The sequence below is a fragment of the Delftia sp. HK171 genome (assembly GCF_001886655.1).
GTDB lineage: Bacteria > Pseudomonadota > Gammaproteobacteria > Burkholderiales > Burkholderiaceae_C > Comamonas > Comamonas acidovorans.
In genome coordinates this window covers 4,172,292-4,186,270 of sequence record NZ_CP018101.1, presented here as the reverse complement: position 1 = coordinate 4,186,270, position 13,979 = coordinate 4,172,292, and the positions used below count along the sequence as shown (strand labels likewise).

The 13,979-nt window shown below is 66.4% G+C and carries 14 protein-coding genes; 7 read left to right on the top strand and 7 right to left on the bottom strand.

Annotation, left to right across the window (positions count from 1 at the left end; translation table 11 throughout):
• Positions 1-33: 33 nt before the first annotated feature.
• A complete protein-coding gene (locus tag BO996_RS18820; RefSeq protein WP_071956086.1) occupies positions 34-807 on the bottom strand; it encodes an ABC transporter substrate-binding protein in 774 nt (257 codons plus the stop codon).
• A gap of 235 nt (positions 808-1,042) precedes the next feature.
• On the opposite strand from BO996_RS18820, the gene BO996_RS18815 reads away from it, so the two are divergent.
• Positions 1,043-1,822, top strand: coding sequence for an IclR family transcriptional regulator (locus tag BO996_RS18815; RefSeq protein ID WP_071956085.1), 780 nt, complete (start codon positions 1,043-1,045; stop codon positions 1,820-1,822).
• Between the two features lie 100 nt (positions 1,823-1,922).
• On the opposite strand, the gene BO996_RS18810 is transcribed toward BO996_RS18815, so the two are convergent.
• The 4 genes from BO996_RS18810 to BO996_RS18795 form a co-directional block, all read right to left on the bottom strand.
• On the bottom strand, positions 1,923-2,696 hold the full coding sequence (locus BO996_RS18810; protein ID WP_071956084.1) for a sulfurtransferase: 774 nt from the start codon (positions 2,694-2,696) through the stop codon (positions 1,923-1,925).
• Between the two features lie 65 nt (positions 2,697-2,761).
• Entirely contained in the window at positions 2,762-3,631 is an 870-nt protein-coding gene (locus BO996_RS18805) for a MinD/ParA family protein (protein ID WP_013802173.1), read from the bottom strand.
• Positions 3,618-4,481, bottom strand: coding sequence for a GGDEF domain-containing protein (locus BO996_RS18800; protein ID WP_013802174.1), 864 nt, complete (start codon positions 4,479-4,481; stop codon positions 3,618-3,620). Before BO996_RS18800 ends, BO996_RS18805 begins: the two co-directional genes overlap by 14 nt.
• Positions 4,432-6,177 carry a SulP family inorganic anion transporter gene (locus tag BO996_RS18795; RefSeq protein ID WP_013802175.1) on the bottom strand — a complete coding sequence of 582 codons (1,746 nt, stop codon included), beginning with the start codon at positions 6,175-6,177 and terminating at the stop codon, positions 4,432-4,434. Before BO996_RS18795 ends, BO996_RS18800 begins: the two co-directional genes overlap by 50 nt.
• A gap of 150 nt (positions 6,178-6,327) precedes the next feature.
• Here BO996_RS18795 and BO996_RS18790 point away from each other — a divergent pair, with 150 nt between their 5' ends.
• The 5 genes from BO996_RS18790 (at position 6,328) to BO996_RS18770 (ending at position 11,150) form a co-directional block, all read left to right on the top strand.
• Positions 6,328-6,798, top strand: coding sequence for a BON domain-containing protein (locus BO996_RS18790; protein ID WP_013802176.1), 471 nt, complete (start codon positions 6,328-6,330; stop codon positions 6,796-6,798).
• A gap of 100 nt (positions 6,799-6,898) precedes the next feature.
• Complete coding sequence (locus tag BO996_RS18785; RefSeq protein ID WP_071957154.1) at positions 6,899-8,128, top strand: PLP-dependent transferase; 1,230 nt, start codon at positions 6,899-6,901, stop codon at positions 8,126-8,128.
• A 98-nt stretch (positions 8,129-8,226) separates the two neighbouring features.
• Positions 8,227-9,978, top strand: a complete 1,752-nt coding sequence (locus tag BO996_RS18780) for an alkaline phosphatase D family protein (RefSeq protein WP_071956083.1) — start codon at positions 8,227-8,229, stop codon at positions 9,976-9,978.
• Positions 9,979-10,090: 112 nt separating this feature from the next.
• Entirely contained in the window at positions 10,091-10,900 is an 810-nt protein-coding gene (locus tag BO996_RS18775; RefSeq protein WP_071956082.1) for a DUF2189 domain-containing protein, read from the top strand.
• Between the two features lie 64 nt (positions 10,901-10,964).
• Positions 10,965-11,150 carry a hypothetical protein gene (locus tag BO996_RS18770; protein WP_071956081.1) on the top strand — a complete coding sequence of 62 codons (186 nt, stop codon included), beginning with the start codon at positions 10,965-10,967 and terminating at the stop codon, positions 11,148-11,150.
• 19 nt (positions 11,151-11,169) lie between these two features.
• Here BO996_RS18770 and BO996_RS18765 read toward each other — a convergent pair whose 3' ends face one another.
• Positions 11,170-11,835 (bottom strand): arylesterase, encoded by a 666-nt coding sequence (locus BO996_RS18765; RefSeq protein WP_043782090.1) that lies wholly within the window; start codon positions 11,833-11,835, stop codon positions 11,170-11,172.
• A gap of 16 nt (positions 11,836-11,851) precedes the next feature.
• Between BO996_RS18765 and BO996_RS18760 the strand changes: the two genes are divergently transcribed.
• Entirely contained in the window at positions 11,852-12,562 is a 711-nt protein-coding gene (locus BO996_RS18760; protein ID WP_071956080.1) for an ABC transporter ATP-binding protein, read from the top strand.
• 24 nt (positions 12,563-12,586) lie between these two features.
• Here the strand turns inward: BO996_RS18760 and sstT are convergent, their stop codons facing one another.
• A complete protein-coding gene (gene sstT / locus BO996_RS18755) occupies positions 12,587-13,810 on the bottom strand; it encodes a serine/threonine transporter SstT (RefSeq protein ID WP_013802183.1) in 1,224 nt (407 codons plus the stop codon).
• Positions 13,811-13,979 lie beyond the last annotated feature (169 nt).

The following is a 13,979-nucleotide window of genomic DNA, read 5'->3' as shown; positions in this document are numbered from 1 at the left end:
GGCGCGAGGCGACCCGGCGGGCGTCCGATGTCCTCAGATGCCCCACTTCTTGACGATCTGGGCCAGGGTGCCGTCTGCCTTGATGGTGGCGATGGCCTTGTTCAGGCGGGCCAGGGTTTCGGTGTCACCCTTGCGCACCACCAGGCACACATCCCCCACGTTGGAGGGCTTGTAGCTTTCGGCCAGCTTCACGCCCTGGAAGCTGTGCTGGCGGATCTGGTAGGCAATGATGGGCTGGTCACCCAGCCCTGCCTTGATGCGGCCAAGCGCCAGATCGCGCGTCATATCGGCTACCGAGTCATAGCTGCGCACTTCCCTGAAGATGCCCTTTTTCTGCAGCAGGTCGTAGAACACCGTGCCCACCTGGGCACCGACGACCTCGCCCTTGAGATCGTCCAGTGATACATAGGCCTTGGCATCGTCAGCCTTGACGATCAGGCCCTCGCCGTAGGAGTAGACCGCATCGCTGAAATCCACCACCTGCTGGCGTGCGGCGGTCTTGAGCATGGCGGCCGAGATGATGTCGATCTTGCTGGATGTGAGCGAGGGGATCAGCGCCGCAAAGCTGGTCTGCTGCACATGGGCCTGGAAGCCTCCCGCCTTGGCCACGGCCTGCATGGTGTCGACCATCATGCCCTGGATGCTGTTGCTTTTGACGTCCAGAAAGGTGAACGGAATGCCTGTGGGCGTGGCGCCCACGTTGTAGCTGGCCGGGGCGCTGCCGCCTTGCGCTGCAGCCAGCGCGACGGCGCCGGCGGCACACATGCCCAGGGCGAGTTGGAGGACGCGGTGGACAAAACCTGGCATTACCTGACTCCTTGGCGTGAACGACGGAAGGAAACAGCAGGGACAGGTCACCTTGGGACAGCCCCTCGCCTGCAGCGGAGAATTCTCGGAACCGCGCCAATGATCAATGTGGATGAATCTTTAAGAAATAAGAGAAAACCACTAAGCAATTCAAAGAAATCGATATGCGATTCTTTGGAGGTGGATGCCTATACTTGCCGCCATGCAAGCAACGCCTCAACCCGCTTCGTCACCGATGGATGACGACACCAACCCACTGTTCAACCAGTCGCTGGAGAAGGGCCTGGCCGTGCTCTGCGCCTTCAGCGCGCAGCACCGGAGCATGACGCTGGCCGATGTGGCTGCCGCTGCGGGCATCAACAAAAGCTCGGCGCAACGCATGGTGTTCACGCTGGAGCAACTGGGCTATGTCCGCAAGCATCCGCAAACCCGGCGCTACCAGCTCGCGCCGCGCGTCATGCGCGTGGGCTACAACTACCTGGCGGCCAATCCGGTGATCGACCTGGCCAATCCGTATCTTTCGGAGCTGACCAAGATCACGACCGAGACCACCTGCCTGACCGAGCCCGACGGGCTGGAGATGGTCTACGTGGCACGCTTCATCAGCGCCCAGTTTGTGCCGGTGCACATGCCCATTGGCAGTCGCATCCCCATGTACTGCACTGCCTCGGGGCGTGCCTGGCTGAGCGCACTGCCCGATGAAGAAGCCCTGGCCCTGCTGCGCCAGAGCGAGCGGACCGCGCACACACGTTTCACCATCACGGACGAGGCCGCCATCTTCGATGAACTGGCCCAGGCGCGTCGGCGCGGCTATGCCGTCAACCGGGAGGAACTCTTTCTGGGCGACATGACGCTGGGCGCGCCCGTCATCGGTAGCCATGGCCGCCCCGTGGCTGCCGTGCACATCGTCGCGCCGACCAGCCGATGGACGGTGGAGGAAGCGCAAGCCCGCCTGGGCCCAGGGCTGCTGGCCTGCGCCCGCTCGCTCAGCAACTCGGTGCGTGCCCTGGGTTGAACAGCGGCCGATGCTGCGGCCGGTACGGCCGCATTGGTGTCGCACGCCGCAAGCGTGGCGTGCATGCCCAGGGGCTTCAAGTCAGGGCTGGGGGACCGGTCTATGGAGACGGAGTCTCCTGGGCCTGCGGATGCTCCAGCTGGGGTGCGGCCGACAGGTCCGCACCCACGGCCCGGCGCTCGTCAAAGACGAAGCAGCCGCCGTCATAGAAGGCGCCGTCGGTTTCCTCGAAGTACTTGAGGATGCCGCCTTCCAGCTGGTAGACATGCTCCAGGCCCTCGTCCCGCATCAGGATGGCGGCCTTCTCGCAGCGTATGCCGCCCGTGCAGTAGCTGACCACGGTCTTGTCGGCCAGATCGGCCTTGTGGGCGCGCAGCGCGGGCGGGAACTCGGTGAACTTGGTGATGCGCCAGTCGATGGTGTCCTTGAAGGCGCCGGCATCGACCTCGAAGTCGTTGCGCGTGTCCAGCGTCACCACCTCGCGGCCCTCGTCATCGTGGCCCTGTTCCAGCCAGCGGCGCAGCGTGGCGGGGCTGACCGATGGCGCGCGGCCCTCTGCCGGGCGGATGGTGGGGTGGTCCATGCGGATGATCTCGCGCTTGACCTTGACCAGCATCTTGCGAAACGGCACGGTGTCTGACCAGCTTTCCTTGGGCGCCAGGTCGGCAAAGCGCTCATCGGCGCGCAACTGGTCAACGAAGCTGTGCACCGCCTGGGCGGGGCCGGCCAGGAAGAAGTTGATGCCTTCCTCGGCCAGGAGGATGGTGCCCTTGAGCGCCAGGGCCTGGGCGCGTTCGGCCAGGGTGTCGCGCAGCGCCGCTGCATCGGGCAGCGGCGTGAACTTGTAGCAGGAAATATTGAGGATGTCGGACACGGGCAGGCAGGCGGGTGCGGCACAGGCCGCGGGTTGGATCGGGGCGCCGGCGAGAGGCGGCCCGATCAGCCGCCCGACACCAGCAGGGCCTTGATTTTATTGGCCAGCTGGGCCACTGCCAGCGAAGCCGGTGCGCCGGGCATGGACTGCAGCAGCAACTGGCGGCGCATCACCGCCTCGCGCACGGCCGGGTCGGATGGAATATCGCCCAGGTGCGTGAGCCGCAATGGCTCGCCGGAGGCCGTGTTGACAAAGCGGTTGAGCACCTGCTGCAGCTGGCCCGTGATGGCGCGGCCATCTCCGGGGCGTGCTGCCTGGTTGATGGCCAGGCGGATCTGCTGGCGCTTTTGCTGGATGGCCAGCACCTTGATGGCCGCATAGGCATCGGTCAGCGAGGTGGGCTCGGGCGTGGCGATGACCAGCACCTCGGTGGCCATGGACACGGAGAACAGCACCACGTCCGAGATGCCTGCGCCGGTGTCCAGCAGCACGATGTCGTAGCGCGGGGCCAGTGTCTCGATGGTGTGCGTGAACTGCTGGCGGATCTCGGGCGTGAGCCGCGAGTACTCGATCATCCCGGAGCCGGCCAGCAGCACCGAGTAGCCACCGGGCGCGGGCAGGATGGCTTCCTCCAGCGAGGAACGGCCGGTGAATACATCGTGCAGCGTGACCTTGGGGTAGAGGTTGAGCACCACATCCAGGTTGGCCAGACCCAGGTCGGCGTCAAGCACCAGGACCTTGAGGCCATGGCGTGTCAGCGCTGCGGCCAGATTGGCCGAAACGAAGGTCTTGCCCACGCCGCCCTTGCCGCTGGTCACGGCGATGATGTGTCCGCGCGGCTTGGCGCGCACGGCATCGCTCATCGGAACGGCAGCGGGCAGGGAGGGGTGGGGAATGGCGTTGTCGCTTACCACCTGGCTATCAGCGGAGTCCATCTTCGGGGTCCACATCGGTTGCAATATCTGGATTCAGCCCATTGTCAAACGGGGACGGGGCATACAAAGGTCCGAAAAGCAGGCTTTTTTCCTCCGCGCTTACCGTACTGTCAGGTTGTTCTTCAATGTGCACGCGGTTGCGGCCGGCGGATTTGGCCAGGTACAACTGTTTGTCGGCACGCTCGGTCCACAGGGTTGTGGTGCTGCGTATCCACTGCAGCGCATAGGCGCCGCCGATGCTGATGGTGATCTGCAGTGTCAGCGTGGGTGAGATGACGACCGGCATGCGCTCGATGGCGCTGCGTATGCGTTCGGCCACGGAGACACCGAAGGTCGCAGGGCAGGCGGGCAGCACGATGGCGAATTCCTCTCCTCCGTAGCGGGCCAGCGTGTCCATGGGGCGCACGCAATTGGTCAGGGTACGGGCCACCGACTGCAGAACCCGGTCGCCCACGATATGGCCGTGCTGGTCGTTGATCTGCTTGAAATGGTCGATGTCTAGCATCAGCATCAGGGCCGCTTCGCCAGACCGCGCCACGCGGTCGATCTCGCGCTCGGCAATGGTGCGGAAATGGCGGCGGTTGGCCAGCCCCGTGAGCGGGTCGCGCAGCGACAGCGAGCACAGTTCATCGATCAGCGCCTGCAGATATCGCGTCGGCGAATCCGTGGGCAGATGGACCGCCCCACCAGCGTGGGTAACCAGCGCGTGGGCTGTGGCCAGGCGCAGGTCGCGCAGGTATACGGATTGGTGGGATGCGGGGGCAGTCACGGAGGGCTGAATGAAAAGCCAGTGAAGTGTATCAGTGTGTAGGCTCGATTGTCGCCGCGCCGGCATCGACTTTTGCACCATCGGAGGTAACAGATGTTGATCCTGGTGCAGGCACGAACGGCGGCAGGGCAAGAGCGGCGAGGAATTCCGCATCGGTGCGGTACAGCCGCAGGTGCGGTCCGCGGTGCAGGGCGCCCGCCCGCAGCAGCACCTGTTCGGCCGGCAGCTTCAGGCCCACCACATGCAGCACGCCGCTGCGCTTGGCCGCCAGCAGTTGCAGGCGCACGAAGGTCTCCACGCCCGTCACGTCGATGCGGTTGATGGGTTGGGCCAGCAGGCACAGATGGTGTGTCTCCGGGCGCAGCGCCCATTCGTCACCGATACGACGCTCCAGGGCCGAGGCCGAGCCGAAGTCCAGCTCGGCATCCATGCGCAGGGCCAGCAGGCCCGGCGCCAGCGGCGGCAGTTGCCAGAGGTTGCGGTCGCGCAGGCTGCCGTCGGGATGCTGGCCCACTTCGATGATGCGCGGATGCAGGCGCTGGTAGAGGAAGTAGCCCAGGCTCAGCACAATGCCCGCGAACACGCCCCAGTACATGCGCGGCGCCGTGACGATGGTCAGCAGCAGCGTGGCCAGCGCAATGCTGCCCTCCACGCGCGACACCTTGAACAACTGCAGCAGCACGCGCGGCTTGACCAGGTTGACCACGGCCGTGATCACGATGGCCGCCAGCGCTGCCTTTGGCACGTGGTACAGCGCCGGGATGAACCACAGCACCACGATGACCACCAGCAGGATGGAGAACACGTTGGACCAGCCCGTCTTGGCGCCGGCCAGCAGGTTCACTGCCGAGCGCGAGAACGAGGCGCTGGTGGCAAAGCTGCCGAACAGGCCCGCACTGATCTTGGACAGCCCCTGGGCGACCAGGTCCTGGTTCTCGTTCCAGCGCGTGCCGGCCTGCTGGTGCTCCACCTGGGCGCTGGAGGCCGTCTCCAGAAAGCTCACCAGCGAGATCACCAGCACCGGCATCACCAGGGCGCCGAACTCGTCCCAGCTCAGCAATCCCGGCAACTGGAAGCTGGGCAGGCCTGCCGGCAGGTGGCCGACCACGGCGCCACCGTCATCGGCAAAGTCCGTGGCCCAGCTGATCACGCCGGTCAGCGCAATGATGAAGATGGCGGAGGGAAAGGCCGCGCGCCAGCGCTTGGCCAGCACCAGCAGCGCGATGCTGGCAATGCCGTAGAGGATGGACTGCCAGTCGAAAAGCTGCAGCGAAGGCGTGTTCCAGACCGCGCTCCAGGTCGAACGCAATCCCAGCAGGGTGGGCAACTGCGAGGCCAGGATCAGCAGCGCTGCCGCCTGCGTGAAACCCGTGAGCACGGGCGAGGTCACCAGATTGAGCAGCCAGCCGGCGCGCATCAGGCCCAGCGACCACTGCACCAGGCCCGACAAAATCGCCATCCAGGCGGCCAGGGCCACCCAGTGCGCGGAGCCGGGTTCGGCCAGGCCCGTGAGGGAGGCGCCGATCAGCAGTGCACTTAAGGCCGTGGGCCCCACACCCAGGCGCGGCGAGCCGCTGAACATCACGGCCACCAGGGCAGGGACGATGGAGGCGTAAATGCCGGTGATCAGCGGCATGCCGGCAAGCGCCGCATAGGCCACGCCCTGGGGCAGAAGCATCAGACCAACGGTGAGACCTGCCCAGAACTCCCCGCGCAGCACGGCTGCCGAGGGTTTGGGCCATGCCAGGAAGGGAAACCAGCGCGCCAGGGAATGCATGGCCGCTATTGTCATGCTAACTGGATGGTGCCGGGATGTTCGGGCTTGTCCTACAGACGCTTGCGTCGGCGTCGTATGGGTTTGTCCCAGGGCCATAAATAAAGTCGAGGCCTGTGTTGACCGCCTCACAACTATTCAAGGAGTAACCGCATGACTTTCATCACCCAACGCTGCTGCCACATCCTCGCCGTGTCCGCCCTGGCCTTCGGCCTCGCCGCATGCGGCAAGACCGAAGACACTGCCGGCCAGAAGCTCGACTCCGCCGTCCAGCAGTCCCAGCAGGCCGCGCAAAGCGCAGGCCAGAAGATCGACAACGCCATGAGCAGCGCCGGCACCAAGATCGAGGAAGGCGCGATGAAGGCCGAAACGGCCACCAACAACGCCATGAGCCAGGCGGGCGCCGCGCTCGACGATGCAGGCATCACCGCCCAGATCAAGGCCGACCTGATCAAGGAACCCGATATCTCCGCCCTCAAGATCGACGTGGACACCAAGGCCGGCGCCGTCACGCTGACCGGCTCGGTGCCCAGCGATGCGCTCAAGATGCGCGCCGGCGACATTGCCAAGGCCGTCAAGGGCGTGAACAACGTCAGCAACATGCTGGAGATCAAGGCCAGCTGATCGCAGCCACCGGCTTTGCTCCCCCACTGAAAACCAGGCGCTTTGTCCGCCTGGTTTTTTTATGCCTGAACGCCGTGGCCCAGCGCATAAGATGCGCTGCATGAGCACACCCGACCTGCAGATCAGCACCCATCTCATCCACCATCCCTACCAGCCGCCCGAAGGCTTTGTCGCACCGCAGCCGCCAGTGCACAAGGCCTCGACGGTGATCTTCGAGAACGTGGCGGCCATGCGCCGCCGCCAGTGGCTGGACAAGAGCAGCTACACCTACGGCCTGCACGGCACGCCCACCACGTTCTTGCTGGAAGAGCGCCTGAGCGCGCTGGAAGGCGGCCTGCAATGCCTGCTGGTGCCCAGCGGCCTGGCAGCCATCGCCACCACCTCCCTGGCCCTGCTGCGCACCGGCGACGAGATGCTGCTGCCCGACAACGCCTACGGTCCCAACAAGACCCTGAGCGAGGGCGAGCTGGCCCATTTCGGCGTGCGCCACCAGTGCTATGACGCCATGGATGTTGCCGACCTGGAAGCCAAAATCACGCCCAAGACGCGTTTGGTCTGGCTGGAGGCGCCGGGCTCGGTGACCATGGAGTTTCCTGACCTCATCGCCATGGTGCGCCTGTGCCGCGCGCGCGGCATCACCACCGTGCTGGACAACACCTGGGGCGCGGGCCTGGCCTTCAATCCCTTCGACCTGCTGGGCGACGGCTCGCACAGCCTGGGCGTGGACGCCACCGTCCATGCGCTGACCAAGTACCCCAGCGGCGGTGGCGATGTGCTCATGGGCAGCATCATCACGCGCGACCAGGCGCTGCACATGCGCATCAAGCTGGCCCATATGCGCCTGGGCCTGGGCGTGGGCGGCAACGACACCGAGGCCGTGCTGCGCTCCCTGCCCAGCATCGCGCTGCGCTACCACGCCCAGGACCGCGCCGCGCGCGAGCTGGCGCGCTGGCTGCAGCAGCAGCCGACCGTGGTCCAGGTGCTGCATCCCGCGCTGGAAGGCGCTCCAGGCCACGAGAACTGGAAGGCCCTGTGCGGCGCAGCCGCAGGCGGCGAGGGCGTGGCGGCCGGCCTGTTCAGCGTGGTCATCGACCCGCGCCACGGCCAGCAGGCCGTGGACCGCTTCTGCGACAGCCTGCGCCTGTTCAAGATCGGCTACAGCTGGGGCGGCCCCATCAGCCTGGTCGTGCCCTATGAGCTGCCGTCCATGCGCAGCTGCCCCACGCCCCAGCTGCGCAGCGGCACCGTGGTGCGCTTTGCCATCGGCCTGGAGGCCGTGCAGGACCTGCGTGCCGACCTGGAGCAGGCCCTGGCCGCTGCGTTCGCATAGTTGAGCGCCAGGCGCCGGTGACATGCGCCTGTCACCGGCAGCACCGATGCTCGTTGGCTTCATACCATCCCACGGGGGCCTCCAGGCCCTGGTCCAGCATGAAGCACAAAGAGAGCATCACCAATATCCTGCAGCACGCGAAAACCGCGTCCAATGGGCCCGGCATCGTGGCCAGCCGCCGCCATTTCGTGCGCGGCATGGGCGCATCGGCCCTGGCGCTGCCACTGGCCGGCTGCGGCGGCTCCGATGGCGACAGCAGCATTCCCGTCGAGTTCCGCCACGGCGTGGCCAGCGGCGACCCGTTGAGCGACCGCGTCATCCTCTGGACCCGCGTGACGCCACCGCAGGGCCATTCCAGCGATATCGAGGTGGAGTGGGAGCTGGCCTCGGACGCCGACTTCAAGACCATCGTGGTGTCGGGCAAGGCCATGGCGCGCGCCACCCAGGACTTCACCTTCAAGGCCGACGCCACGGGCCTCAAGCCGGCCACGCGCTACCACTACCGCTTTCGCTGCCAGGGCATGACCAGCGCCACGGGCCGTACGCGCACCCTGCCCGTGGGCGCGGTGCAGCAGGTCAAGCTGGCCGTGTTCTCCTGCGCCAACTACCCGGCGGGCTACTTCAACGTCTACGCGCATGCCGCGCGCCAGGGCGACCTGGATGCTACCGTGCACCTGGGCGACTACATCTATGAATACGCACGCGGAGGCTATGCCAATGGCAAGGCCGAAGCCATGCAGCGCCAGAGCCTGCCGGCCAACGAAATCGTCAGCCTGGCCGACTACCGCCAGCGCCATGCCCAGTACAAGAGCGATGCCGACCTGCAGGCCCTGCATGCGGCGGCGCCCATGATCGCTGTCTGGGATGACCACGAAATCTCCAACGACACCTGGATGCACGGCGCCGAAAACCACCAGCCGGCCACCGAGGGCGATTTCGAACTGCGCAAGGTGGCAGCGCTCAAGGCCTATCACGAGTGGATGCCCACGCGCAACGCGCAGCCGGAGATCATCTACCGCAGCTTCGCCTTCGGCGACCTGCTGGCGCTGCACATGCTGGACACGCGCGTCATCGGCCGCGACAAACAACTGGACTACGCCGACTACTTCACCGCCCAGGGCCTGGACGCGGCACGCTTCACCTCCGACATGGCCAATCCTGCGCGCCAGCTCATGGGCGCCACCCAGACCCAGTGGCTGGGCCAGCAGCTGGCGGCCTCGCAGGCTACCTGGCAGGTGCTGGGCCAGCAGGTCCTGATGGGGCGCATGGAGCTGCCGGCGCCCTTGCTGATGGACATCCTCAGCCCCGGCAGCGGTGTCTCGCTGCCGGCCTACGCGGCGCTGCTGGGCAAGGCGCAGGCGAACCCGGCCAGCCTGACGGCGGCGGAAAAGGCCATCCTGGCCCAGCCCAGCATTCCCTACAACCTCGATGCCTGGGACGGCTATGCCGTGGCACGCGAGACCGTGCTGGCCACGGCGCGCAGCCTGGGCAAGAACCTGGTCGTGCTGGCCGGTGACACCCACAATGCCTGGGCCAGCGAATTGCGTGACCGCAGCGGGCAGGCCGTGGGCGTGGAGTTCGCGACCTCGTCCGTCAGCTCGCCGGGTTTCGAGGAATACCTGTCGGGCCAGGACCCTGCCCAGTTGCGTGGTGCGCTGCTGCAATTCATCTCCACGCTCAAGTACTGCGATACCTCGCGCCGTGGCTACATGATCGTCACGGCCACGCCGCAGGCCTGTCAGGCCGAGTGGATCTACGTGGACACCGTGTTCAGCCGCCAATACCAGGCTGTGCGCGATGCGGCCTGGAAGGTGCTGCCCGGCCAGCCGGGCAAGCTGGTTCAGGCCTGAGTGCAGACTCGGGTGCAGACCTGGGGGTCTGGGCGGGCCTCGGTAGTTTCCGCCATGGCAGCAGTGCCATGGCTGCGATAACTTTGGACTCGCTGATCCAGGAGGTCCAGGCATGCAGGCATCCCCCGCTCCCGAGAAAGCTTCCGACAACCCGGCCGGCATGCTGCAGGTGCAACTGCTGCGCATGGCCGATCCCTGGCGCTGGCTGGCCCTGGGCTGGCGCGATCTGCGGCGTGCGCCCCGCGTGGCGCTGTTCTACGGCCTGTGCTTCTGGGCCATGGCCCTGCTGATCGGCTGGGTGTTCCGCGCCAGCCCGGAATACAGCATGGCCATGGCCAGCGGCTGCCTGCTTATCGGCCCCTTCCTGGCCATGGGCCTGTACGACACCAGCCGCAGGCTGGAGCGGGGCTTGCCGCCCCAACTGAGCAGCTCGCTGACCTGCTGGGACACGCAGATGGGCAGCATGGGCATGCTGGTCATGGTGCTGCTGGTGCTGGAGATGCTCTGGGCGCGCGCCTCCATGGTGGTCTTTGCCGTGTTCTTCGATACCGGCATGCCGACCACGGCCGGCATGCTGCAGGCCGTGGCGCGGCCCGAGAACTGGGAATTCCTGGCCATTTACCTGCTGGTCGGCGGCGCCTTCGCGGCCCTGGTGTTCGCCAGCATGGTGGTGGCGCTGCCGGCCATGCTGGACCGGGGCAGCGATGCACTCACGGCCTGCATCACCAGCATGCGCGTGGTCGGCCTGAACCTGGCCGTCATGCTGCAGTGGGCCGCGATCATCACCGTACTGGTGGCGGTTTCCCTGTGGTGGCATGGCGCGGGCCTGCTGCTGGTGGGGCCTTTGCTGGGCTGTGCCAGTTGGCATGCATACCGTTGCAGCGTGGGCGATTCCGCCGTGCCTGCGTCCACCATATCCTGAGGTTTTCCTGGCAGGCCCCGTCTTGCGGCTACAGTGGGGCTTGCAACAACAGAGGAGTCCACCTGTGGCGACACCCAATTACGCCTATGAAAAACGCCAGCGCGAACTGGCCAAGAAGCAGAAGAAGCTAGAGAAGGAGAAGGCCAAGGCCGAAAAAAGACCCGACGACCATGAGGGCGACGGCTCAGAAGGTAATGCGCAGGCATCTCCTGCAGCAGCCCGTCCCGGCGAGGAAGGCCGCGGCAACTGACACTCTGCCTGCCCTGAGCTCAGGGCAGCAGCTTGCTGAGCTGGGGCCAGACGTTGTCCAGCATGCGCGGCTGGGCCTTGGCCGTGGGGTGGATGCGGTCGGCCTGGAACCACTGGGCCGAATCGGCCGCATCACCGATGCCGGCCAGCAGGAAGGGCACCAGCGGCACCTTCTGCTCCTGCGCCACCTTGGCAAACAACTGCTCGAACTGGCGCGTATAGCCGCTGCCATAGTTGGGCGGCACCTGCATGCCCACCAGCAGCACCTTGGCTCCGGCATCCCGGGCCGCGCGGACCATGGCGTCCAGATTGCCCTGCGTGCTTTGCAGCGGCAGACCCCGCAGCGCATCGTTGCCACCCAATTCGATCACCACCACCGATGGCTTGTGCTGCTTGAGCAAGGCAGGCAGGCGAGAGCGGCCGCCCGAGGTGGTCTCGCCACTCACGCTGGCGTTGACCAGCGGCACATTCTTTGGGCTCTCCTGCAGGCGCTTTTGCAGCAGTGCCACCCAGCCCGTGCCACGGGCCAGTCCGTATTCGGCACTCAGCGAGTCGCCCAGCACCAGCAGCGGACCAGTCTCGGCTGCCCACGCGGACGTGGCCGTCCAAGTACCCAGCAGGCCGAAGGCCAAGCCGGCCGATATAAAGTGGCGGCGTCGGCGCATTGCGCGCAGCTTGTCTTGCATCGTCTTCCCATCCTCCATGTCACAAAGCACTGCCCAGCCCCTGATCGAAGTCGAGCATGTCTTCAAGTCGGTCAGCGATTCGACCGGAACACTGGATATTCTGCGGGATATCGATCTGCGTTTTGCCGCAAGGGAAACCGTGGCCATCGTCGGTGCCTCGGGTTCGGGCAAAAGCACGCTGCTGTCCATTCTTGCCGGCCTGGATACGCCTACGCGCGGCACGGTGCGGCTGCAGGGCCAGGACATGTTCGCGCTGGATGAGGATGCACGCGCCGCCGTGCGCGCGCAAAAGCTCGGCTTTGTCTTCCAGAGCTTCCAGCTGCTGGGCAATCTGACGGCGCTGGAGAACGTGATGCTGCCGCTGGAGCTGGCGGGCAGCCGCGACGCCCGCCGCCGCGCCACCGAAATGCTGGAGCGCGTGGGGCTGGGCCAGCGCCTGGGCCACTATCCCAAGCTGCTGTCGGGCGGTGAGCAGCAGCGTGTGGCGCTGGCCCGCGCCTTCGTGGTCGAGCCCGCCGTGCTGCTGTCCGACGAGCCCACGGGCAGCCTGGACTTTGCGACCGGTGAAACCATCATGGAGTTGATGTTCGCGCTCAACCGCGAGCGCGGCACGACGCTGGTCATGGTCACCCATGACCGAGCCATCGCCGCGCGCTGCGAACGCCGCGTGACCATCGAGGCCGGCCGCGTCGCCAGCATCGAAGAGGGGCAGGCGCTGGCGGCCTGATCGGACGCCAGCAAGGGGTGGCGCTCAGGCCGCCACGGCCTCACGGCGCCCGGCTGCCTCGCAGGCAGCTGCCGTGAAGATCACGTCGGTCGAGGAGTTCAGCGCGGTTTCGGCCGAGTCCTGGATCACGCCGATCACAAAGCCCACGCCCACCACCTGCATGGCCAGATCGTTGGAGATGCCGAACAGGCTGCAGGCCAGCGGAATCAGCAGCAACGAGCCGCCGGCCACGCCCGAGGCGCCGCAGGCGCAGACTGCGGACACCACGCACAGCAAGATGGCGGTCAGCAGATCGACCTCGATGCCCAGCGTGTGGGCCGCAGCCAGCGAGAGCACGCTGATGGTGACGGCGGCGCCGGCCATGTTGATGGTGGCGCCCAGCGGGATGGAGACGCTGTAGGTGTCCTCATCCAGGCCCAGGCGCTTGGCCAGCGCCAGGTTCACGGGGATGTTGGCGGCCGAGCTGCGCGTGAAGAAGGCCGTCACCGCGCTCTCGCGCAGGCAGGTCAGCACCAGCGGATAGGGGTTGCGGCGCGTCTGTGTCCAGACGATGAGCGGGTTCACCACCAGGGCCACGAAGAGCATGCAGCCCAGCAGCACGGCCAGCAGGTGCGCGTAGTCCAGCAGCTTTTCCAGGCCCGACTGGGCAAAGGTGCCCGCCACCAGGCCGAAGATGCCCAGCGGCGCCAGCCGGATCACGCCCTGGATCACGCGGGTGATGGCCTGTCCCAGGTCCTGCATCACGGTGCGCGTGGACTCCGAGGCATGGCGCAGGGCCATGCCCATGGCCAGTGCCCAGGCGAGGATGCCGATGTAGTTGGCATTCATCAGCGCACGCACGGGGTTGTCGAAGGCGCTTTGCACCAGGGCCATCAGCACTTCGCCAATGCGCCCGGGCGCGCCCTGGGCCGGGGCGGCATCCTTGAACTGGATGGTGGAAGGGAAGGCCATGCTGGCCGCCACGGCGACCACGGCCGCCGCAAAGGTGCCCAGCACATACAGCCACAGGATGGGGCGGATCTGCGTGGCCTGGCCAGGCCGGTGGTTGCTGGTGGCCGAGACCACCAGCAGCAGCACCAGCACGGGCGCCACGGCCTTGAGGGCGGAGATGAACAGCGTGCCCAGCAGGGACACGGACTGGGCGGCCTCGGGCCAGAGCCAGGCCAGCAGGCCGCCAGCGACCAGGCTGATGGCGATCTGGCCGACCAGGCTGGTGCGGGCAAGCCGGGCGAAGAGGGCTTTGAGCATGATGGTTGGCAAAGAAAAGGAAAAAACTCAAGCGATGGAAAAATGCAAAGCGGCATGCCCGTGGCTACGGTGCATGCCGCAATGTGCAGGGCTGCTGGAAGGCGGCCAAGCCGCGCAGTGTAGCGGCTACGTAAAAACCACAGGAGCCGTTGCGCGCAGACGGGCTTCG